Annotated in this window: 19 protein-coding genes; 15 read left to right on the forward strand and 4 right to left on the reverse strand. The window is 72.2% G+C overall.

All coding sequences use genetic code 11. The annotated features are described in order from the left end of the window. The first annotated feature begins 224 nt into the window (after positions 1–224). Both ACGFNV_RS26245 and ACGFNV_RS26250 read left to right on the forward strand, forming a co-directional pair. Positions 225–776, forward strand: coding sequence for a TetR/AcrR family transcriptional regulator (locus ACGFNV_RS26245; RefSeq protein ID WP_393625441.1), 552 nt, complete (start codon positions 225–227; stop codon positions 774–776). Beyond that, a complete protein-coding gene (locus ACGFNV_RS26250; RefSeq protein WP_393625442.1) occupies positions 773–2,296 on the forward strand; it encodes an MFS transporter in 1,524 nt (507 codons plus the stop codon). Before ACGFNV_RS26245 ends, ACGFNV_RS26250 begins: the two co-directional genes overlap by 4 nt. An 87-nt stretch (positions 2,297–2,383) precedes the next feature. Here the strand turns inward: ACGFNV_RS26250 and ACGFNV_RS26255 are convergent, their stop codons facing one another. After that, positions 2,384–3,055: a lysophospholipid acyltransferase family protein gene (locus ACGFNV_RS26255; RefSeq protein WP_393625443.1), complete on the reverse strand. Its 672-nt coding sequence runs from the start codon at positions 3,053–3,055 to the stop codon at positions 2,384–2,386. Positions 3,056–3,420: 365 nt separating this feature from the next. Between ACGFNV_RS26255 and ACGFNV_RS26260 the strand changes: the two genes are divergently transcribed. From ACGFNV_RS26260 to ACGFNV_RS26270, 3 genes are all read left to right on the forward strand, one after another. Beyond that, positions 3,421–4,587, forward strand: coding sequence for a glycerophosphodiester phosphodiesterase (locus tag ACGFNV_RS26260; RefSeq protein ID WP_393625444.1), 1,167 nt, complete (start codon positions 3,421–3,423; stop codon positions 4,585–4,587). A gap of 68 nt (positions 4,588–4,655) precedes the next feature. Beyond that, complete coding sequence (locus tag ACGFNV_RS26265) at positions 4,656–5,162, forward strand: RNA polymerase sigma factor (protein WP_393625445.1); 507 nt, start codon at positions 4,656–4,658, stop codon at positions 5,160–5,162. 45 nt (positions 5,163–5,207) lie between these two features. After that, the gene (locus tag ACGFNV_RS26270; RefSeq protein WP_393625446.1) at positions 5,208–5,705 is read left to right on the forward strand and encodes a GNAT family N-acetyltransferase; all 498 of its coding nucleotides are present in this window, start codon (positions 5,208–5,210) and stop codon (positions 5,703–5,705) included. Between the two features lie 87 nt (positions 5,706–5,792). Here ACGFNV_RS26270 and ACGFNV_RS26275 read toward each other — a convergent pair whose 3' ends face one another. Both ACGFNV_RS26275 and ACGFNV_RS26280 read right to left on the reverse strand, forming a co-directional pair. Beyond that, the gene (locus tag ACGFNV_RS26275; protein ID WP_208299069.1) at positions 5,793–6,227 is read right to left on the reverse strand and encodes a hypothetical protein; all 435 of its coding nucleotides are present in this window, start codon (positions 6,225–6,227) and stop codon (positions 5,793–5,795) included. Next, positions 6,208–6,567, reverse strand: a complete 360-nt coding sequence (locus ACGFNV_RS26280) for a hypothetical protein (RefSeq protein ID WP_393625447.1) — start codon at positions 6,565–6,567, stop codon at positions 6,208–6,210. Before ACGFNV_RS26280 ends, ACGFNV_RS26275 begins: the two co-directional genes overlap by 20 nt. A gap of 430 nt (positions 6,568–6,997) precedes the next feature. On the opposite strand from ACGFNV_RS26280, the gene ACGFNV_RS26285 reads away from it, so the two are divergent. The 8 genes from ACGFNV_RS26285 to ACGFNV_RS26320 all read left to right on the forward strand — a co-directional run bounded on the left by ACGFNV_RS26285 (position 6,998) and on the right by ACGFNV_RS26320 (position 19,057). Beyond that, the gene (locus ACGFNV_RS26285; RefSeq protein WP_393625448.1) at positions 6,998–8,041 is read left to right on the forward strand and encodes a methionine ABC transporter ATP-binding protein; all 1,044 of its coding nucleotides are present in this window, start codon (positions 6,998–7,000) and stop codon (positions 8,039–8,041) included. After that, positions 8,038–8,775, forward strand: a complete 738-nt coding sequence (locus ACGFNV_RS26290; protein WP_393625449.1) for a methionine ABC transporter permease — start codon at positions 8,038–8,040, stop codon at positions 8,773–8,775. The genes ACGFNV_RS26285 and ACGFNV_RS26290 overlap by 4 nt, the downstream gene beginning before the upstream one ends. Before the next feature lie 75 nt (positions 8,776–8,850). Continuing rightward, positions 8,851–9,675, forward strand: a complete 825-nt coding sequence (locus ACGFNV_RS26295; RefSeq protein WP_393625450.1) for a MetQ/NlpA family ABC transporter substrate-binding protein — start codon at positions 8,851–8,853, stop codon at positions 9,673–9,675. Positions 9,676–9,826: 151 nt separating this feature from the next. Next, positions 9,827–10,465, forward strand: a complete 639-nt coding sequence (locus ACGFNV_RS26300; protein ID WP_393625451.1) for a GNAT family N-acetyltransferase — start codon at positions 9,827–9,829, stop codon at positions 10,463–10,465. A gap of 129 nt (positions 10,466–10,594) precedes the next feature. Then, the gene (gene cbiE / locus ACGFNV_RS26305) at positions 10,595–11,806 is read left to right on the forward strand and encodes a precorrin-6y C5,15-methyltransferase (decarboxylating) subunit CbiE (RefSeq protein ID WP_393625452.1); all 1,212 of its coding nucleotides are present in this window, start codon (positions 10,595–10,597) and stop codon (positions 11,804–11,806) included. A 346-nt stretch (positions 11,807–12,152) separates the two neighbouring features. Beyond that, positions 12,153–16,757, forward strand: coding sequence for a nicotinate-nucleotide--dimethylbenzimidazole phosphoribosyltransferase (cobT, locus tag ACGFNV_RS26310; protein ID WP_393625453.1), 4,605 nt, complete (start codon positions 12,153–12,155; stop codon positions 16,755–16,757). A 184-nt stretch (positions 16,758–16,941) separates the two neighbouring features. Then, a complete protein-coding gene (gene cobA / locus ACGFNV_RS26315; protein WP_393625454.1) occupies positions 16,942–18,174 on the forward strand; it encodes a uroporphyrinogen-III C-methyltransferase in 1,233 nt (410 codons plus the stop codon). Between the two features lie 64 nt (positions 18,175–18,238). Beyond that, complete coding sequence (locus ACGFNV_RS26320; protein WP_393625455.1) at positions 18,239–19,057, forward strand: TrmH family RNA methyltransferase; 819 nt, start codon at positions 18,239–18,241, stop codon at positions 19,055–19,057. Here the strand turns inward: ACGFNV_RS26320 and ACGFNV_RS26325 are convergent. After that, positions 19,054–20,523, reverse strand: coding sequence for a protein kinase (locus tag ACGFNV_RS26325; RefSeq protein WP_393625667.1), 1,470 nt, complete (start codon positions 20,521–20,523; stop codon positions 19,054–19,056). The genes ACGFNV_RS26320 and ACGFNV_RS26325 overlap by 4 nt on opposite strands. Before the next feature lie 196 nt (positions 20,524–20,719). On the opposite strand from ACGFNV_RS26325, the gene ACGFNV_RS26330 reads away from it, so the two are divergent. Together ACGFNV_RS26330 and ACGFNV_RS26335 are read left to right on the forward strand one after the other, a co-directional pair. Next, positions 20,720–20,995: a hypothetical protein gene (locus tag ACGFNV_RS26330; protein WP_393625456.1), complete on the forward strand. Its 276-nt coding sequence runs from the start codon at positions 20,720–20,722 to the stop codon at positions 20,993–20,995. A gap of 199 nt (positions 20,996–21,194) precedes the next feature. Then, complete coding sequence (locus ACGFNV_RS26335) at positions 21,195–21,389, forward strand: hypothetical protein (protein WP_393625457.1); 195 nt, start codon at positions 21,195–21,197, stop codon at positions 21,387–21,389. Positions 21,390–21,706 lie beyond the last annotated feature (317 nt).

The following is a 21,706-nucleotide window of genomic DNA, read 5'->3' on the forward strand; positions in this document are numbered from 1 at the left end:
CCGAGCCATGTCCGTGCCGGGCTGAACCACGCCCTGCGGGCGGATCAGCCGCAACCTGCCCGCCCCGCGACCCTCACCGGCTGAACCGCACCCGTCCCAACCGGCTGAGCCACACCCGCTCCTGGCTGCGGTTCGGTCGGTCACACCTCCTCGCGCACCCCCCACCATGAGTCACGCGTGCCCATGCTGAGACATGAATGTCTCACCTGGACTACACTCGTCTCATGCCTGTCGACCGCGACCACGTCCTCCGCACCGCCGCGGCCCTGCTGACCCGCAAGTCCACCGCCACGATGGACGAGGTCGCCCGGGCCGCCGGGATCAGCCGGGCCACGCTGCATCGCCACTTCGCCGGGCGCGACGCGTTGGTCCGGGCCCTGGAGTCGCTCGGTATCGCGGAGTGCGACGCGGCGCTCGACGCGGCCCGCCTGGACGAGGGGCCGGCGAGCGATGGCGTACGGCGGCTCGTGCGGGCGATCGAACCGTCCGCCGGACTCCTCGCCTTCCTCTACTCCGAGAACCAGTTGTTCGAGGGTGAGGAGCAGAACGCGGGCTGGACCCGGATCGACGACCGCATCGCGGCCCTGTTCCGGCGCGGCCAGGCGGCCGGCGAGTTCCGTATCGACCTGACCCCGGCCTGGCTCACCGAGGCGCTGTACGGCCTGCTGGCCTCGGGCGCCTGGGCGGTGTCGGAAGGCCGAGTGGCCCCCAGGGACTTCACCCACATGATCGTCGAGCTGCTGCTCGGCGGCGCCCTCCGGAGAGAGGAACCATGACCAGCACCCTGCAGCCGGCGACCACGACCGAGGCGGTGAAGCGCCCGGGCCGCTGGCTCGCGCTCGGCGTCCTCGTGCTCGCCGTGCTGCTGGTGGCCGTCGACGCGACCGTCCTCGGCCTCGCGACCCCGTACATCAGCGAGGACCTGAGGCCGACCGGCACCCAGCTCCTGTGGATCGGCGACGTCTACTCGTTCGTCATCGCGGGCCTGCTGGTGTCGATGGGCAGCCTCGGCGACCGCATCGGCCGCAAGCGGATCCTCCTCGTCGGCGCCACGGCGTTCGGCGCGGTGTCGGTCCTCAACGCCTACGCCGGCACCCCCGAACTGCTGATCCTGGCCCGGGCCCTCCTCGGCGTGGCGGGCGCCACCCTCATGCCGGCCACGCTGGCCCTGATCCGCAACCTCTTCCACGACCCGCGCGAGCGCAGCCTCGCCATCGGGATCTGGGGCGCCACCGCGTCCGCGGGCACGGCCGTCGGCCCCATCGCGGGCGGCTTCCTGCTCGAACACTTCTGGTGGGGCTCGGTCTTCCTCATCAACCTGCCCGTGATGGCGGTCCTCGTCCTCGTCGGCAGCCGCCTGCTGCCGGAGTCCCGCAACCCGAACCCGGGCCCGTGGGACATGCTCAGCGTGGCCCTGTCACTCATCGGCGTGATCGGCATCGTCTACGCCGTCAAGGAGGCCGCCACCCATGGCCTCACGTGGGAAACGCTGACCGCGGGCCTGCTGGGGGCCGCCGCGCTGTACGGCTTCGTCCGCCGCCAGCTCACCCTGCCGGCTCCGCTGCTGGACATGCGCCTGTTCCGCAACCGAGGCTTCAGCGCGGCCGTCCTGGCCGACCTGCTGACCATCCTCGGCCTGTCCGGCCTGGTGTTCTTCCTCTCCCAGTACCTGCAACTCGTGCAGGGCCGACGCCCGCTGGAGGCCGGCCTGGCCGAACTCCCCGCCGCGATCGGCGCGGTGGCAGCCGGCCTGATCGCGGGCCGCGCGGCCCGCCGCTTCTCGGTACGCGCTGTGGTCTCCGGCGGCCTCGCGGCCATCGGCCTGGCGCTCGCCGCCCTCACGGTGATCGACGAGTCCACCGGCTACCCGATCCTGGGAGCCGCCCTCCTGGTCGTCGGCGTGGGCGCCGGCTTCTCCTTCACGGTGACCGCCGACGTCATCCTCTCCTCGGTCCCCAAGGAACAGGCGGGAGCCGCCTCGGCGGTGTCGGAGACGGCGTACGAACTCGGCGCCGCCCTGGGCATCGCCGTACTGGGCTCGATCGTGACGGGTGTGTACCGAGGCTTCACGGCCCCGGCGGGCACCCCGGAAGAGGCGCACGAGTCACTGGGCGGAGCGATGGAGGCGGCGACGGCAATGCCGACGAACACGGCCCACGCGATGCTGTCCGCAGCCCGGGAGGCGTTCGTGGACGGTCTCTCGATCGCAGCCGGAGCGGGAGCCGCCGTACTGCTCGCGACGGCGGCAGCTGCGTGGTTCCTGCTGCGGGGCCAACGGTTGGACACCGGACGCTGAGGGGCGCGGGGGACGTGCGGTTCCGCCCCGTGGGCGCGAACGACCACACGGCACCCGCACCCGACGAACGGCCGACCGCCAAAGGCGCTACGCGGCCTTCGCCTTCGTCGCATACATGTCCACGTACTCCTGCCCCGACAGCCGCATGACCTCGGTCATCACGGAGTCGGTCACCGCCCGCAGCACATAGCGGTCGCGGTCCATGCCGTCGTAGCGGGAGAACTCCATCGCCTCGCCGAAGCGGACCGTGACCCGGCCGGGGCGCGGCATGCCGGCGCCGCCCGGCTGGAGCTTGTCGGTGCCGATCATGGCGAACGGGACGACGGGCGCCCCCGTCATGAGGGTGAGGCGGGCGATGCCGGTGCGGCCGCGGTAGAGGCGGCCGTCGGGGGAGCGGGTGCCCTCCGGATAGATGCCGAAGACCTTGCCCTCCTCGAGAACCCGACGACCGGTCATCAGCGCGGCCACACCGCCCCGGCCGCCGTCGCGGTCCACCGGGATCATGCCGACGCCGGTGAAGAACCAGGCCATCAGCCGGCCCTTGAGGCTCTTGCCGGTGACGTACTCGTCCTTGCCGATGAAGAAGACCTGCCGGTCGCACACCAGCGGGAGGATCATCGAGTCGATGAACGTGAGGTGGTTTCCGGCGAGGATCACCGGACCGTCCCCCGGGATGTGCTCCACGCCTTCCACCCGGGGGCGGAACATCAGGCGCATGATCGGTCCGAGCACTGCCTTGATGAGCGCGAAGCGGGACAACGGTTCCTCCGATGCCGAGAACTGTATGAGTCTGTGCAGGTGAGGACGATACTCGCGGTCCCGGGGGTGGCGCACATCGGGACACCGAGGTCTTACGCACTGTTGACGTACGTTTACCTGCGGCGCACCTGTGCCGCCCGCGTGCAACCGGGACGCAACGATGTGACGGACATCGCCCCACCGCGGTCCGACCGCCTCCGACCTCCGCGTACCCCTGTCGGCCCACCCGAAGCCGACGGACCGTCACCACTCGCCTCACGCACGACATCACGCGTCACCCGCGTGTTCCGCGCGAGGCCTCCCTTCCGTCATGTGCACGCCCCTACGATCAGCGCGCACTGAAGGGCCGACGAAGGAGGGCGCTCATGGGAACGCAGGAGTCGAACGGACAGACGGGTACAACCGGGCGACGGGCGCTCCTCGGCGCGGCGGTGCTCGGCGCCGGCGGAGCGGTCCTCGGGATGTCCGGACCGGCGCGAGCGGTGGGCGCGTCGCACTCGGGCGGCGGGCTGAAGAGCCTGCCCGTGCCCACGGTCATCGGGCACCGCGGGGCCAGCGGCTACCGGCCGGAGCACACCTTCGGCTCCTACGAGCTCGCCCTCGACCTCGGCGCCGACATCGTCGAGGCCGGTGACCTCGTGCCCACCAAGGACGGTCATCTGGTCTGCCGCCACGAGCCGGAGATCGGCGGGACCACGAACGTCGCCGACCACCCCGAGTTCGCCGACCGCAGGACCACGAAGGTCCTCGACGGCGTGTCCACCACGGGCTGGTTCACCGAGGACTTCACGCTCGCCGAGCTGAAGACGCTGCGTGCGATCGAGCGCATTCCGGCCAACCGCCCGCACAACACCCTCTACAACGGCCGCTGGGAGATCCCCACCTTCGAAGAGGTCCTGAGGTGGCAGGACGAGCAGACCCGCAAGCGGGGCCGGCAGGTCTGGATCTACCCCGAGACCAAGCACCCCACCTACTTCCGCAGGCTGGGTCTGGGCCTCGAGGAGCGGGTCGCCAAGCTGCTCCACAAGTACGGCAAGGACAAGCGGAACTCGCCCGTCATCCTCCAGTCCTTCGAGCCGACCAGCATCCAGCGCCTGAACAAGCTGGTCGACAACCCGCTGGTCGTCCTGCTCTCCAGCGCCACCAGCCGCCCCTGGGACTTCGTCGAGACCGGTGACCCGCGCACGGTCGCCGACCTGGTCACGCCCAAGGGCCTCAGGGAGATCGCCGGCTACGCGCAGGGCATCGGACCGACCCTCGACCTGATCATCCCGAAGGACGCGAACGGCAACCTCACCACGCCGACCACGCTCGTGACCGACGCGCACAAGCGGGGCCTGATCCTGCACCCGTACACCATGCGCAACGAGAACCCCTTCCTGCCCGCGAACTTCCGCAAGGGCACGGACGCCGACGCCTACGGTGACCCCTTCGGCGCCTTCAAGACCTACTTCGCCACGGGCATCGACGGCGTCTTCACGGACAACCCCGACACGGGTCTGCTGGCCCGCGAGGACTTCGTCAACAGCTGATCGACCCGTTGGGGTGACAGTCGGCCCGCCCGGGCAACCTCCACCCGGGCGGCCGCGTCGAGCCGCACATGAAGCACGACCTGCTCGCCGCCCTGCACCCCCTGCTCGCGGCGGAGGCCTCCGCCGAGGCCCACGCCACCGGCACCGAACCCGGCGACCTGGAACAGGCGGTCTGGCTCCGGCTCCTGGAGCGCCTGGACAGCGACGGCCCGCCGCTCGACCCGCCGGGCTGGCTCCGCAGAGCCGTCCGCGCCGAGTCGCGTCGCACCCGCCGTACGCACCGCGTCGAACGGCCGTATGACACCGAGCCCGCCGAGGTGAACGCGCTCGGTCCCGAGGATCTCGCCCTCGCCGCGGCCCGCCGCCGCGCCCTGCGCGAGGCGGTGCGCCGGCTGCCCGGCCGCTGTCCCCGTCTGATGGTCGCCCTGCTGTCCCCGAGGGACCTCACATACCGGGAGATCGCGGGGGAGTTGGGTATCTCACAGGGAAGTCTCGGACCGGAACGTTCCAGATGTCTGGGATGTCTACGTCGTTTGCTCGCATCGGAGGTTGCGGCCGGTGATGCACGGGGATAGGAGTGAGGGACGACCGGCGATCAGATGAGCGGGAGGCGTGCGCACATGGGCATGAGCGTGACCATCTCGGTGGCGACCGAGCAGGATGCCGAGCAGATCTTCAGACTGCAGTACCTGTGCTTCCAGAGCGAAGCGGCGCTGTATGGCAATTACCGCATCGACCCGCTCGTCCAAACCCTGGACTCGGTGCGCCAGGAGGTCGTCTCCGACTGCGTCTTCGTCGCCCGGCTCGGCGAGGAGGTCGTGGGCTCGGTCCGCGGCAGCGTCAGTGAGGACGGCGCCGCCGCCATCGGCAGGCTCTGCGTCCACCCGCGCCTCCAGGGTCACGGCATCGGCGCGAGGCTCCTCCGCGCCGCCGAGTCGGCCCTGGCCGAGGAACGCGGCGCCACGAAGTTCCGCCTCCACACGGGCCACCGCAGCGAGAACAACCTCCGCCTGTACCGCCGCGTGGGCTACGAAACGGTGGGCACGTCCCAGGGCAACGACGGCGTACTCATGATCGTCCTGGAGAAGCCGGCCGGGGCGTACGCGCAGACGGCGTGACCAGAAGGGGGCGCGAGGCTGTGTCGATGTGCGGCTCCGCCGCGTGGGCGCGACCAGCCGCACACGGCCCGCGGCCCCCGACGCCCCTCAGTCCTCCCGCTGCTCCCCGCGCGCCTTCCGCAACCAGTACAGCGCGGACAACGGCAGCAGCACGGGGATGAACACGTACCCCATCCCGTACTTCGACCACACCGTCGCGTCGGGAAACGCGGACGGCTCCACCAGCGTCCACGTCCCCACGATCAACACGCCCGCCAGCTCGGCCGCACAGCACACCACCGCCGCCCTACGGGCCGTCTCCCCGCCCCTGACCAGCGAGTACGTGATGAACCCGTACACCACCCCGGCGACGGCCGACAGTGCGTAGGCCAGCGGCGCCCGGTCGAACTCCGTCGCGATCTGGTACACGGACCGCGACACCGCGCCGACGACCATCACGCCGTACAGCCACACCAGCACGATGCCCGGCCCGCTGATCAACCGCGTTCTGGTCGCTTCCATCTCACCCGCCCCAGATGTCATAGAGCCGCACCTCCAGCACCGCCAGCACCACACCGCCGGCGGCGACCGTCACCGATCCCCACCGGGTCCGCTCCGCCAGTGACATGAAGCCCGCCGCCGGGACGCAGGCGAACGCCCCGAGCAGGTACGCCACGAAGATCGTCGTCCCCTGCTCCGGCTTCTCGCCCCGCGCCAGCTGCACGATCCCGACGATCAGCTGGACCAGCGCCAGCACCGAGACCACGGCCATCCCGATGAAGTGCCAGTCCTTCGTGGGCTGGTCACGGTAGGCCGCCCAGCCGGACCATGCGGCGAGCAGCAGCGCGGCGACGCCGGTCGCCAGCGTCAGGGCATCAAGCATGCAGCGACCTTATTACGGCCGAAATGGCCCTCTGTCGCCGGGCCCGCACTCGGTCCCGCGGCCTTGGGCTGTTGTCCACCACTGTCCAGCATGCGGACAGCTGTGCTTGGTCAGGACCATGCGTCTGCTTTACTGATCGCATGACCACCACGAGCTGCCGCACCCTTGCGACCGAGGCGACCCTGACGCCCGGTGCTCGTTGTATGTGTCGAATGTGCGCCTTCTAGAGGGCCCCTGCACCACCCCCGAGCCTCGCGCCCCGAAGCGAGACGCCTTGGCATGTCCGTGCGCGTGTGCCGTACGTGACTGAAGCCGCCCCGCGCACAGGTTCTCCCCGGTAGCACGGCACAGACGAGAACTGTGCGCGGCCCGTATGCCCCCCTGTGCGGGCACACCCATGCCCGCCCACTCGACAGTGACGGAAACCCCAGTGATCACCACATCGGGCCTCACCAAGGTCTACCGCTCCCGCGGACGAGAGGTCACCGCCCTGGACGGCGTCGACCTGCACGTCCGGGAAGGCGAGGTGTACGGCGTCATCGGCCAGTCCGGCGCCGGCAAGTCCTCACTCATCCGCTGCGTCAACCTGCTGGAGCGCCCCACCTCCGGCACGGTCACCGTCGCAGGCCAGGACCTCACCGCGCTCGCCGGCCGCGGCCCCCGGGCCGGCCGTGAGCTGCGGCAGGCGCGCAGCCGTATCGGCATGGTCTTCCAGCACTTCAACCTGCTCTCCTCGCGGACCGTGCAGGACAACGTCGAGCTGCCGCTGGAGATCCTCGGCAGGTCCGGGAAGGAACGTTCCCGCAAGGCGCTCGAACTGCTCGACCTGGTCGGTCTCGCCGACAAGGCCAAGGCCTACCCGGCCCAACTGTCCGGCGGTCAGAAGCAGCGCGTCGGCATCGCGCGCGCCCTCGCCGGCGACCCCAAGGTGCTGCTCTCCGACGAGGCCACCAGCGCCCTCGACCCGGAGACCACCCGCTCCATCCTCCAGCTGCTGCGCGACCTGAACCGGCAGCTGGGCCTGACCGTCCTGCTCATCACCCACGAGATGGACGTCGTCAAGAGCGTCTGCGACTCGGCCGCCCTCATGGAGCGGGGTCGCATCGTCGAGGCCGGCACGGTCAGCGAACTGCTCGCCACCCCCGGCTCCGAGCTGGCCTCCGCCCTCTTCCCCCTCGGCGGCGCGGCCGCGGGCGAGGACCGTACGGTCGTCGACGTCACCTTCCAGGGGGAGGCCGCCACGCAGCCCGTCATCTCCCAGCTCTCGCGCACCTACAACATCGACATAGCGATCCTCGGCGCCGCCATCGACACCGTCGGCGGCCTCCAGGTGGGCCGGATGCGCATCGAACTGCCCGGCCACTACGAGGACAACGTCGTGCCCATCGGATTCCTGCGCGAACAGGGCCTCCAGATCGACGTCGTGGGCGCCGCGGATCAGAGCTCCGTGCTGGTGAAGGAAGGTGCCAAGTGACCTGGTCCGACATGCAGCCCCTGCTGTCCCAGGCGTGTTGGGACACCCTCTACATGGTCGGCTGGTCCACGCTCATCGCCGTCGCCGGCGGACTCCCGCTCGGCGTGCTGCTGGTCCTCACCGACCGGGGCGGACTCCTGCAGAACGTCCTCGTCAACCGGGTCATCGGGCAGATCGTGAACGTCGCCCGCTCGATGCCGTTCATCATCCTGATGGTCGCGCTGATGAACTTCACGCGCTCGATCACCGGGACGACCATCGGCCGCGAGGCCGCCATCGTGCCGCTGGCGATCGGCGCCATCCCGTTCTTCGCGCGCCTCGTCGAGACGGCTGTCCGCGAAGTGGACGGCGGGCTCGTCGAAGCCGTGCAGTCGATGGGCGGCAACACCTGGACCATCGTCCGCAAGGTCCTCGTACCCGAGGCGCTGCCCTCGCTGATCGCCAGTACCACCACCACGATCGTCGCCCTCATCGGCTACTCCGCGATGGCCGGGACGGTCGGCGCCGGCGGACTCGGCGACATCGCCATCCGCTACGGCTACCAGCGCTTCGAGACCGACCTCATGTGGATCACCGTCGCGATCCTGGCCGTCGTCATCTCGGTCATCCAGTTCGCCGGCGACTACGCGGCCCGCTCCCTGCACCACCGCGGCGGACGCTCGGGCCCCGCGCCGAAGCTGCGCCTGCTCAAGGCCAGGGAATCCGCCACCGCGGACATCAGCAAGGTCGCCTGAGCACCCGCCTGCCCCCCAAGACTCCCCGTCCACCCACTCACGGGGCCGTACCACCCATCAGGAAAGGCACTTTTCGTGCGTAACACCGCCAAGCTCACCACCGCCGTCCTCGCCGCAGGAGCCCTCACCCTCGGGCTCACCGCCTGCGGCGCGGACAAGGACTCCGCCTCCACCGACGGCCCGCTGGTCGTCGCCGCGAGCCCCACCCCGCACGCCGAGATCCTGAACTTCGTCAAGGACAACCTGGCGAAGAAGGCGGGCCTCGACCTGGAGGTCAAGGAGTTCACCGACTACGTCACGCCGAACACGGCGACGCAGGACGGCTCCGTGGGCGCCAACTACTTCCAGAACCAGCCGTACCTCGACGACTTCAACAAGAAGAACGGCACCGACATCGTGCCCGTCGTCACGGTTCACCTGGAGCCCCTCGGCCTCTACTCGAACAAGTTCAAGAAGGTCGACGAACTCAAGAGCGGCGCCACCGTCGCCGTCCCGAACGACACCGTCAACGAGGCGCGCGCCCTGAAGCTGCTCGCCGCCAACGGTCTCATCACCCTCAAGGACGGCGCGGGCAACTCGGCGACCCCCGCGGACATCGCCAAGAACCCCAGGAAGCTCAAGTTCAAGGAGCTGGAGGCCGCCCAGACCCCGCGCTCGCTGAACGACGTGGACGCCGCCGTCGTCAACGGCAACTACGCGATCGCGGCGGACCTCAAGCCCGCCGACGACGCCCTCGTCCTGGAGTCCCCGAAGGACAACCCCTACGGCAACTTCCTCGCCGTCAAGAAGGGCAGCGAGAAGGACCCGCGCGTCACCAAGCTCGCCAAGCTCCTCACCTCCCCCGAGGTGAAGAAGTTCATCGAGGACAAGTACGCCGGCTCGGTCCTGCCGTCGTTCTGAGCCCCGTACGGACTCGAACACCGCCCATGACCACCCACGGGGTCCGCTCGCTCACCGGGAGTGGACCCCAGGGGTGCGGTCCAGTGCTTTCATGCTGCATGCTGGGCAGTTCAGCAAGGCCCTGAAGGTTTCGAAGGTTACGGAGCGGCGCATGACGAGCACCTTCCCCAACATCTCCATCAGCACGGAGCGGTTGGTGCTGCGTCCCCTCGACGAGGACGACGTCGCCGCCCTGACTGCGATGATGAACGACGAGCAGGTCGCGGCCTGGACCGACGTCCCCCAGCCGTTCACGGAGGACGGCGCCCGCACCTGGGTCACCGGCCACGCCCTCACCCAACGCACCGCGGGACGCGGCCTCGACCTCGCGGTCACCGAGTTCCTCACCCAGCGCCTGGTCGGCGTCATCCAGCTCGGCAGGACCAACTGGCACATCCGTTCCACCGAGCTGTCGTACATCATCGCCCCCTGGGCCCGCGGCGAGGGCTACGCCTCGGAGGCCGCCCTCGCCACCGCCCAGTGGCTCTTCACGGACCAGAAGTTCGAGCGCATCGAACTGCGCACGGCGGCCGGCAACACCGCCTCCCAGCAGGTCGCCCAGAAGATCGGCTGTATCAGCGAGGGCGTGCTGCGCAACGCCTGCATAGCCCGCGCACGTGCCGAGGACGGCACGTGGACCGACGTCCGCACCGACTTCATCGTGTGGAGCCTCCTTCCGGAGGATCTGGAGGGCGCGGGGGAGCAGCTCGCCGAGAGCGGCGACTTCACCACGTACTCCGACTGGAACTGACCCACCCGGACCGAAGCCGGCACAGCCGCCTCCGCTCGCTCCCGGCGCGACCAGGTACCCTCACGGAGCCCGCCCGCCCACGGGCCGGCCACTGACGACCTGCGTGAAACCTCCAGGAGACTGACGACGATGGCCGACCGGGTCACGGTGATCGGCTGGGACGGCTCGCCGCTGACCGCGGCGGCACGCGCCGCCCTGGGCGCCGCGACGCTCGTGGCCGGCGCCGCCCACCACCTGGCACTGCCCGAGGTGCCCCCCGCCGCCGAACGCATCCGCCTCGGCAGCGTCTCCCTCGCCGCCCGCCGCATCGCCGCCCACCGCGGCAGCGCGGTCGTGCTCGCCGACGGCGACCCCGGGTTCTTCGGAGTCGTACGGACCCTGCGCGCCCCCGAGTTCGGCCTCGAGGTCGAAGTCGTCCCCGCCGTCTCCTCCGTCGCCGCGGCCTTCGCTCGTGCGGGCATGCCCTGGGACGACGCCCAGGTGGTCGTCGCACACCGGCGGACCCTGCGACGCGCCGTGAACGTGTGCCGCGCCCACACCAAGGTCGCCGTCCTCACCTCACCCGGCGCGGGCCCCGCCGAACTCGGCCTGCTCCTCGAGGGCGTCCACCGCACCTTCGTCATCTGCGAGGAACTCGGCACCGATCGCGAACAGGTCAGCGTCGTCACCTCCGAGAAGGCCGCCGACCACACCTGGCGCGACCCCAATGTCGTCATCGTCATCGGTGGCTTCGTCGGCGCCGGGGACGACGGCGGCTGGATCTCCGGACGCGACCCCGGCACCGGCCCACGCGGCTGGGCCCTGCCCGCCGAGGCCTACGGCGGACAGCTCGGCGAGGGCGAGACGGAGCTGCTCCGCGCCGCCCAACTCGCCCGCCTCGGCCCGCGCGTGGGCGACCTCGTGTGGGACATCGGCTGCGGCGGCGGCGCGTTCGCCGTCGAGGCCGCCCGGGCCGGAGCCGCCGTACTCGCCGTCGACCACGACCGGCACGCCTGCGCGCGCACCGACGCCGCCGCCCGCCGCTTCGGAGTCCAGCTCCAGATCGTCCACGGCGCCGCCCCGCACATCCTGGAGAACCTGCCCGAACCGGATGTCGTCCGTATCGGCGGCGGGGGAGCGGCGGTGGTCTCCGCGGTCGCCGACCGGCGCCCCCAGCGCATCGTCGCGCACGCCGTGAGCCGCGACGTCGCCGAACTCGTCGGCCGCACCCTGACCGAACACGGCTATGTCGCCGAGTGCGCGCTCCTGCAGTCCGTGGAACTCGACATCAAGGCCTGGACGGAGAAGGAGCGGAGCGTCTCGTTCCTGCTCAGCGGGGTACTGCCGGATCGCGCCCCGTGATCCTGTTGTCGTACCGCGCGCGGTAGGCTGGCCGATCGTTGTACCGCACCGGGTGGCCCGGAAATTCGTTCGCCAATGTCCGGAAAACACGCCCCTTTTGGGGCGGGTGTGGTACGGCAGAACCGGAGGACGCGCAACGTGGCGCAGTCCACAGCGGACCGTCGCGGATCATGCTGTCGTGACGGGGGAACGACCGCGACAATGCCACTGAATGGCTTTGTCGCCTTTTCCGGACGGGTCGTTCGTGCCGCTGGGCACGCACGCTCGTTCTTCACTACGGGGCGGTCGGTGCGCCGTCCCGGGTGAGCAGGTCGTAGGAGCACTAACCGATGGGCGAGGGGTACGCATGACGGACACCGGCCAGGTCCCCAGCGAGGGACTGCCGGAGAGCGCAGGCACGGTGGAACAGCCGGGCGTCTCCGCACCCGGCGCGTACGCCTACCTCTCCGAGACCACCGCCGAGGACGAGGACCTGTTGCTTCTGCCGGGCGCCCAGAGCGCCTGGGGCAACGAGGTGGCCCCGCCGGCGCCGGAGCCGGTCGTCGAGGCCGTCCACGAACCCGGCCCGCACGAGATGTCCGGCCGGGACAGCGGTTCCGTCGACCTCAGCGCGGTCCGCCTGCCCAACCCGACGCCCCCCTCGGCCCCGGTCCAGCCCCGCCGCCCCCTGCACCTCGGCCCGCCCATCCCCGACACCTCCGCCAGCCCGGTCCGCTCCCTGGCCGACCGAGGCCCCGCGGGCGCCCCGGTACGCCACCCCGGCCCGCCGACCATCGGCCCCGAATACCTCGACGTGCCCCCTCAGGGCGCCGCGCCGTGGGGCGCCCAGGCCGTGGCGCAGACCCAGGTGAGCGCGGGGGCCACCCCTGCCGAAACGGTTGTTCCGGCAGCGGAGCCCACGGTCGGCGCGGCCCAGGCCGTCGTGACCCGCGTCGCGACGGAGGCGGTGGCTGCCACGGCTTCGCAGCCGGCGGAGGAAGCGGCAGCGGCCTTCGCAGCGCCGGAGGTTGCCGAGGACGGTGTGACGGCGGACGTCGCCGAGGCCGGGGCCGCTGTGGCGCCGACCGTCGAGGGCGACGCGGGCGCGGAGAGTGTTCCCGAGGCCCGGACCGCGGAAGCCGCTGTTGCCGAGGCTGCGGCTGTTGCCGCGTCCGGGCAGGCCGCCGGGGACGCCGCCGACGATGCCTTGGCGGCCGGGCCGGTCGTGGAGGCCGCCGGCGAGGCGACCGGGGGCGCCGATGCGGGCGCCGAGGTCGTTGCCGAGGGGGCTGTTCCGGGCCCCGATGTGGTTGCCGAAGCCGTTGTTCCGGGTGGACCGGTTGCCGAGGGCGCCGGTGAGGTGACTGAGGGCGCTGTTCCCGAGGTCGGGCCCGTCGCCGACGGCGGTGCCGTGACCGGCCGGACCGAGGCTCCGGACGCCGCTGTCGCTGAGGGCGGCCAGTCCCTCGGCGAAGCCCCGGCCGTCGCCGCGCACGTGCCCGCGGGCGCCCCCGTCGCTGAGACCGCGACCACCACCGACGCCGTCCACAGGGAAGCCGCACCGGCACCCGAGGCGGAGCGGAGCCCCGAGCCCGCGCACGCCTCGGCGGACGACGCGCGGAACGCCGTAGCGGAGAGCGGGCATGCCGGTGCGGGGGTGGACGGTGCTGAGGGAGTTGTCGCCGAGGCCCCGCACGTCGGTGGGGGAGCCATCGCCCCCGAGAACGCTCCGGCGCCGGAGGCGGCCGTACCCGAGCCGCCGCAGGCAGTTGACCAGGGTATGACCGACACCGCGCCTGCCGCCGAGGCCGTCCCCCAGCAGACCGCGGAGGCCGCCGAAACGGCCCCGCCCGCGGCGGAGTCCGCCGCCGAGCAGACCGCCCCGGAGACAGGGCCCGTTCCCGAGGCGACCGCAGCCGTGCCGGAAGGGGCCGCTCCTGAGCCGCCCGCACCCGCCGCGGCCACGCCTGATGCTGAGCCGACCACTCCGGGCGTACCCGCGCCCGTACCTGACGCGCCCGTACCTGACGCGGCCGCACCTGACGCGGCCGCACCTGACGCGACCGCACCCGGCGTACCCGTGCCTGATGTGACCGCACCCTCCGCGGCCACGCCTGCGCCGGAGTCGACCGCGCCCGCCGAGGCCACGCATGCGCCCGAGCCGATCACACCTGACTCGACCGTGTCTACGGCCGACCAGTCAGCACCCGGCGCCGCCACCCCCGCGCCTGATGCGACCGTGCTCGCCGAGGCCAGCCCTGCGCCCGAGCCGACCACACCTGACTCGACCGTGCCTGCGGCCGACCAGTCAGCACCGGGCGCCGCCACCCCCGCGCCTGATGCGACCGTGCTCGCCGAGGCCAGCCCTGCGCCCGAGCCGACCACACCTGACTCGACCGTGTCTACGGCCGACCAGTCAGCACCCGGCGCCGCCACCCCCGCGCCTGATGCGACCGCGCCCGCCGAGGCCAGCCCTGCGCCCGAGCCGACCAACCTCGCCGCGGCCACGCCCGTGACCGAGGCGACCGATCCCGGCGTTGCGGCCGCTGCCGAAGAAGCAGTGCCCGCCGCGGCCACCCCTGCCACGGGGCCCACAGCCCCCACTCCCGAGCCCGTGCCCTTCCCCGCAGCAGCGGGAACGGCGGACCCGCCGCACCCCGTGGACGAGTTCGCGCCCCCCGCTGCCGCCGCCTCGGCCGAGGCGGCCCCGCAGAGAGCGGACGCCGCCCAGCCGAGCGCAGCCCCGGACCTCAACCAGGGCCCCCTGCACATGCCGGTGTCGGCCACCGCCCCCACCACGGAGGCAGACCCGCACCTCGCGCGATCCCCGCAGCCGGAGCAGGTCGCCCACCCGGAGCAGGACGCCCAGCCAACGGAGGCCGCAGCCGGCGACGTACAACAGCCGTCCGCCCACCCGGCGGAGCCCACCCCCGTCACCGCCTCCGGCCCCGACGAGAACACCCCCGTCCTTCCCGGCGCCATCCCCGCGAGCCCCGAACAGAGCGGCCCGCTGGGGCAGTTCGTCCCGGTCGACGGCTCAGTGCCAACGACCCCGCACCTGGCCCCGACCCCGCCCCACCCCCTCCCCCCGGAGGGCCACGCGGCCATGGTCCCCGCCCCCCGCGGGGCGGACCCGGAGCCCGACCCCGACGTCGTACAGAACGCGGAGGACCTGGACACCAGGGCCGCCGACCAGGAAGAGAGCAAGGCCGCAGTGGAAGAAACGAGAGAGTCCACCGGCCCGGCCGCGCCCGCCTACGACGAAGCCGAACGCGAGGCCGTCCTGAAGGTCATGCGCGAACGGCGAGACATCCGCAACGGCTTCCGCAGCGATCCCATCCCGCACGAGGTGCTGCTCCGCGTCCTGGAGGCGGCGCACACCGCGCCCTCCGTGGGCCACTCCCAGCCCTGGGACTTCGTCGTCATCCGCTCCGCCGAGACCCGGCGCACGATGCACGAACTGGCCATGCGGCAGCGCGAGGCCTACGCGAAGTCACTCCCGAAGGGCCGGGCGAAGCAGTTCAAGGAACTGAAGATCGAGGCCATCCTCGACACCCCGGTGAACATCGTCGTCACCGCCGACCCCACCCGCGGCGGCCGTCACACGCTGGGCCGTCACACCCAGCCGCAGATGGCCCCGTACTCCTCCGCGCTCGCGGTGGAGAACCTGTGGCTCGCGGCCCGCGCCGAGGGGCTCGGCGTCGGCTGGGTCAGCTTCTTCGACGAGCGCGAGATGGTCCGCGCCCTCGGCCTGCCCGAGCACCTGGAGGTCGTCGCCTACCTCTGCGTGGGGTACGTCGACGAGTTCCCGGACGAGCCCGAGCTGCTGCAGGCGGGCTGGTCCAAGCGCCGCCCGCTGTCGTGGGTGGTCCACGAGGAGACGTACGGCCGACGCGCCCTGCCCGGAGAGGAGCCCCACGACCTGCTCGCCGAGACCGTCGCGCAGATCCGCCCGCTGGACGCCAAGGCGCTCGGCGAGGCATGGGAGCGGCAGAAGCGCATGACCAAGCCGGCCGGCGCGCTCGGCATGCTGGAGATCATCTCCGCGCAGCTGTCCGGCCTGTCCCGCCAGTGCCCGCCGCCGATCCCGGAGCCCGCGGCCGTCGCGATCTTCGCTGGTGACCACGGTGTGCACGCGCAGGGGGTCACCCCGTGGCCGCAGGAGGTGACGGCCCAGATGGTCGCCAACTTCCTCGGCGGCGGCGCCGTCTGCAACGCGTTCGCCACCCAGGTGGGCGCCGAGGTCTGCGTCGTGGACGTGGGTGTGGCGGCGGACCTCCCCGCGACCCCCGGACTGCTGCCCCGCAAGGTCCGCGCGGGCACCTCCGACATGACCACCGGCCCCGCGATGACCCGCGAGGAGGCCAAGCAGGCCATCGAGGTGGGCATCGAGACGGCCCGCGACCTCGTGGCCGCCGGCAACAAGGCGCTCCTCACGGGCGAGATGGGCATCGCGAACACGACCGCGTCCGCGGCGCTGATCTCCGTCTTCACCGGCGCCGACCCCGCCGAGGTCACCGGCCGCGGCACCGGCATCAACGACGAGACCCTCGCCCGCAAGACCGAGGTCGTCCGCCGCGCCCTCGACGTCCACCAGCCGGACCCGGCCGACCCCATCGGCGTCCTCGCCGCGATCGGCGGCTTCGAACACGCGGCGATGGTCGGCCTCCTCCTCGGCGGCGCCTCCCTGCGTACGCCGGTGATCCTGGACGGCGTCAGCGCGGGCGCCGCCGCCCTGGTGGCCCGCGCGATCGCCCCCGAGGTCCTCGCGGCCTGCATCGCCGGCCACCGCAGCGCGGAGCCGGGCCATGTGGCCGCGTTGAACAAGCTGGGTCTGCGCCCGCTGGTCGACCTCGACCTCCGCCTCGGCGAGGGCACCGGCGCCCTCCTGGCCCTCCCGTTGGTCCAGAGCACGGCCCGCGCCATGCACGAGGTGGCGACGTTCGACTCGGCTGGGGTGACTGAGAAGTAGCGGTGTCCGAAAGGCACAGGGGGGTTCCGGTACGGCGGTACCGGCCCCCTCGTCGAGGTGCACCCCCAGCCGTGCACTCCGCAACGACGCCCAGCCACCGGACACCTGAACCGCCGTCCCTGCCCGCGCCGTAAAATCCGCACGTCAGGGCCACCGCACCGCCACCAAGAGGAGCCACACCCTCATGGCCGAACACCCCGCCTACCCCGTGGGCCTCCGCCTCACCGGCCGCCGCGTAGTCGTCCTCGGCGGCGGCCAGGTGGCCCAGCGCCGCCTCCCCGCCCTCATCGCGGCAGGCGCCGACATCCACCTCGTGTCTCCCGAGGCCACCCCGTCCGTCGAAGCGATGGCGGACGCGGGCGAGCTCACCTGGCACCAGCGGCCCTACGCCGAAGGCGACCTCGCCGACGCCTGGTACGCCCTCATCGCGACCAGCGACACCGAGGCCAACACCCGCGCCTCGGCCGAAGCGGAGCGCCACCGCGTCTGGTGCGTCCGCTCCGACGACGCCGACCAGGCGACCGCGTGGACCCCAGCCACCGGCACCTCGGAGGGAGTGACGGTGGCCGTCCTCACCTCCGACGCCCGCGGCCGCGACCCCCGCCGCACCGCCGCCATTCGCGACGCGGTCGTGGAGGGCCTGCGCGACGGCACCCTCGTCGCCCCCCACCACCGCACCCGCACCCCGGGCGTCGCCCTCGTCGGCGGCGGCCCCGGCGACCCCGACCTGATCACGGTCCGCGGCCGTCGCCTCCTCGCCGAGGCGGACGTCGTCATCGCGGACCGCCTCGGCCCGCGCGACCTCCTCGCCGAACTCCCGCCGCACGTCGAGGTGATCGACGCGGCGAAGATCCCGTACGGCCGCTTCATGGCCCAGGAGGCCATCAACAACGCGCTGATCGAGCACGCGAAGCAGGGCAAGTCGGTCGTCCGCCTCAAGGGTGGCGACCCGTACGTCTTCGGCCGCGGCATGGAGGAGCTCCAGGCCCTCGCCGAGGCCGGCATCACCTGCACCGTCGTCCCGGGCATCTCCAGCTCGATCTCGGTTCCGGGCGCGGCGGGCATCCCGGTCACCCACCGCGGCGTCGCCCACGAGTTCACGGTGGTCAGCGGCCATGTCGCCCCCGACGACGAGCGCTCCCTGGTCGACTGGCCGTCCCTCGCCAGGCTCACCGGCACGCTGGTGATCCTCATGGGCGTCGACAAGATCGGCAGGATCGCGGAGACGCTCGTCGCGCACGGGAAGTCGGCCGACACCCCGGTCGCCCTGGTCCAGGAGGGCACCACGGCAGCCCAGCGCCGGGTCGACGCGACCCTCGCCACGGTCGCGGAGACGGTCCGCGCCGAGGACGTGAAGCCCCCGGCGGTCATCGTCATCGGCGAGGTGGTCGGGGTGGGGCCGCGGGCCACCGAGTAACCGCGGGTAACCCAGTCTGTACCAAGCCGTTGGCACCACACCCAGGACAAGGCAGTATCACCCTGTGGCCGATCTCATCACCGTTGAGGATCCCGACGACCCGCGCCTGCGCGACTACACGGGCCTGACCGACGTCGAGCTGCGCCGCAAGCGCGAGCCCGCGGAGGGCCTGTTCATCGCCGAGGGCGAGAAGGTCATCAGAAGGGCCAAGGAAGCGGGCTACGAGATGCGCTCGATGCTGCTCTCGGCCAAGTGGGTCGACGTCATGCGCGACGTCATCGACGAGCTCCCGGCCCCCGTCTACGCGGTCAGCCCCGAGCTGGCCGAGCAGGTCACCGGCTACCACGTGCACCGCGGCGCGCTGGCGTCCATGCAGCGCAAGCCCCTGCCGACGGCGGCCGAACTGCTGCGCACCACCCGCCGCGTCGTCGTCATGGAGTCGGTCAACGACCACACCAACATCGGCGCGATCTTCCGCTCGGCCGCCGCCCTCGGCATGGACGCGGTCCTGCTCTCACCGGACTGCGCGGACCCGCTCTACCGCCGTAGCGTGAAGGTCTCCATGGGCGCGGTCTTCTCGGTCCCCTACGCCCGCCTCGACACCTGGCCCAAGGGCCTCGACTCGGTCCGCGAGGCCGGCTTCACCCTGCTCGCCCTCACCCCCGACGAGAAGGCCAGGTCCCTCGACGAGGCCGCCCCCCACAAGATGGACCGGGTCGCCCTCATGCTCGGCGCCGAGGGCGACGGCCTGTCCACCCAGGCCCTGGTCGCCGCCGACGAATGGGTTCGCATCCCGATGTCACACGGCGTCGACTCCCTCAACGTGGGCGCCGCGGCGGCGGTCGCCTTCTACGCGGTGGCGACGGGCCGCCCCACGCATTAGCGCTGCGGGCTCCGGCCCTCACCGTCGTACGCGCCCTGCCGCACCTGTTCCGCCTGCCCCGGCCGTACGACGTCACCGCCACCGCTGCCCCCGAGCCCCCGGGCCGGTCCCTGGCAGCCCTGCACCACGCCGATGCCGAGCGCCACGAGCAGCGTCACCACGACGAACACGAACAGCCGCTGCCGCAGCAGCCGCGGATTGGCCGGCCGTCGCCCGGTCCCGGTGTTCCTGGGGCCCGGACGACCGGTACCGCTGCGCGGCGCGGGACGGCTCCCGGTGCCGGGGCGGGAGCGGGGCACCGGCGTGTTCCGCGAGGCGGGCGTGGGCCGGGCCCCCGGCCGGGACGCCGTACCCCCACCGCGTGAGGCGCTGCCGCCCCGCGAGGCGCTGCCATTGCGTGACGGTGTGCCGCCCCGCGAGGGGCCGCCGCCGCGTGAGGGGGCCCCGCCGCCGCGCACCGGCGCCGGTCCCCGCGAGGGGGTGGCCGCCCCACGGGGGGCCGGAGTCCCCGGCGCGCCACCCGGCTGTCCCTGCGGACGCCGCTGGGCGCGGTCCGGGTACGTCGTGTCGTGCAGCCGCCCGGTGGGCCGGTCCGCCTCACCGGCGCGCGGCGCGGGCGGCCGCACGTCCGACTGGCCCTGGGCCTCACGGGCGGCGATCTCCTTCAGCCGCAGCGAGAGGTCGAGAGTGCTGGGCCGCTCCTCGGGGTCCTTGGCGAGGCACGCCCGGACGAGCGGGGCCAGGGCGTCCGGCACGCCGTGCAGATGTGCCTCCTCGTGCACGACGCGGTACAGCATCACCTCGGAACTGCCGTGCCCGAAGGGGGAGTCGGCCATCGAGGCGTAGGCGAGCGTGGCGCCGAGCGAGAACACGTCCGTGGCCGGGGTGACCGCGGCTCCGCGCACCTGCTCCGGCGCGAGGAAGCCGGGGGAGCCGACCGCCGTACCGACGTGGGTGAGTGTGGAGGCGCCGGTGGCCCAGGCGATGCCGAAGTCGATGATCCGCGGTCCCTTGGGGGAGAGCAGGATGTTGGACGGCTTCAGATCCCGGTGGACGACCCCGGCCTCGTGGACGGCGACCAGTCCTTCGGACAGGGCCGCCCCGATGGCGGCGACCTGCGCGGCCCCCAGCGGACCCTCGTCGGCGACCTTGTCGTGCAGGGAGGGCCCGGGCACGTACTGCGTGGCGAACCACGGCCGGTCGGCGTCCAGATCCGCCGCGACCAGCCGGGCGGTGCAGCCACCCCTGATCCGTCGCGCGGCCGAGACCTCACGCGCGAACCGCGACCGGAATTCCTGATCCTCCGCCAGGTCGGGCCGGATCACCTTCAGGGCGACCCGCTGTCCCTTCTTGTCGGAGCCCAGATAGACAACGCCCATCCCGCCCGCGCCGAGCCGTCGGTGAAGCTTGAACGAGCCGACGACGCGCGGGTCCTCGCGCCTCAGGCGCATCATCGCCATGTTCATCCCCGCTGCCCGGTCCGTGTGACGTGGCACAGCTTACGTTTCCACGGCCGTTCGCGCGCAGAGGCCGCGCCCTCTCGGCCCGGTCGATTGTCAGTGCCGGGTGGGAGACTTGAAAGGTGGTCAGAGAACGGGCGAACCGGGCGACTTCGCCCTGTTCACCACCTCAACCATCCGTCGACGAAGGGGGATTGGACGCGTGAAGGGTGATCGCGTGGAGATAGTCGTGGACGCAGGGGACACCACACGTACCTATGAGGTGGTGGCGAGCAGGGCGGGCCGCCGAGTGGAGACGGCGGTACGCCGAGGGGTGGTGGAAGTGAGCGAAGTCACCCGGAACGGCTCGGTCGTCCGGACTGCCCGCTTCATGGCGAACCGGGTGCTCGCACTGGTCGAGCAGCCGGTTCCGCGCGAGGACAGCTCGGAAATAGCGGGCCGGAGCGGACACCCCCTCCGGGAAGACCCCGAGACCTAGGCCCACGTCTCCACCCAGAGGAGTACTCCGCAGGTCACGGCTCATCCTCCGGGAGGCCCGGCAATCGGTACGAGGGCATGACGACCCGGGAGGCCCCCAGGCCTAGATTTGATGTCAAGCGGCGGGTGCAGCACTCGTCCCCCGAGGTCAGACACCCGCCGCTGCCAAAGACAACGTAAGAACGGTCAGGAGAGGGACCATGGCCCACACGGCACCGCGGACGATGATCCGCCCCCAGGGACGCACCACGCGCCCCCGCCGCACGGGCCGCCGCCACCCCGTGGTGGCGACACTCATGGCTCTTCCCCTGGCGGCCCTTCTCCTCTTCGTCTTCGACGGCTGGGAGTCAGTGGCCACACAGGCGTCGTCCGTGGGTGCGATGCTGGGGCGCTGAGCGGCGACCCCAGGCCCGGAAGAGCGGTCCGGGCGGGGACATCCATCCATGAAACCCCGTGGGGACGGGGGTGCGGCGGACGGCAAAAATGCCGGCGCAGCTGGGGAGCTGCGCCGGCATTGCTTTTCCCTCGGACGGGTTCGTCGGTGAGCCGACGGTTCCCTCACCGCGCCTGGCGTTCGCGACTGTGAGCGGCGCCTTCGTCGAACCCGGCTTCGTGCGCGCCGTTATCGACTGGCCGCACGAGCTGCTGCGGCGACACCACACCGTCGCCGGCCGCCCTCCGGGGCTCACATGACGTTCCCCACCACGGGTCC

The organism is Streptomyces sp. NPDC048751, assembly GCF_043198595.1.
Classification (GTDB): Bacteria; Actinomycetota; Actinomycetes; order Streptomycetales; family Streptomycetaceae; genus Streptomyces.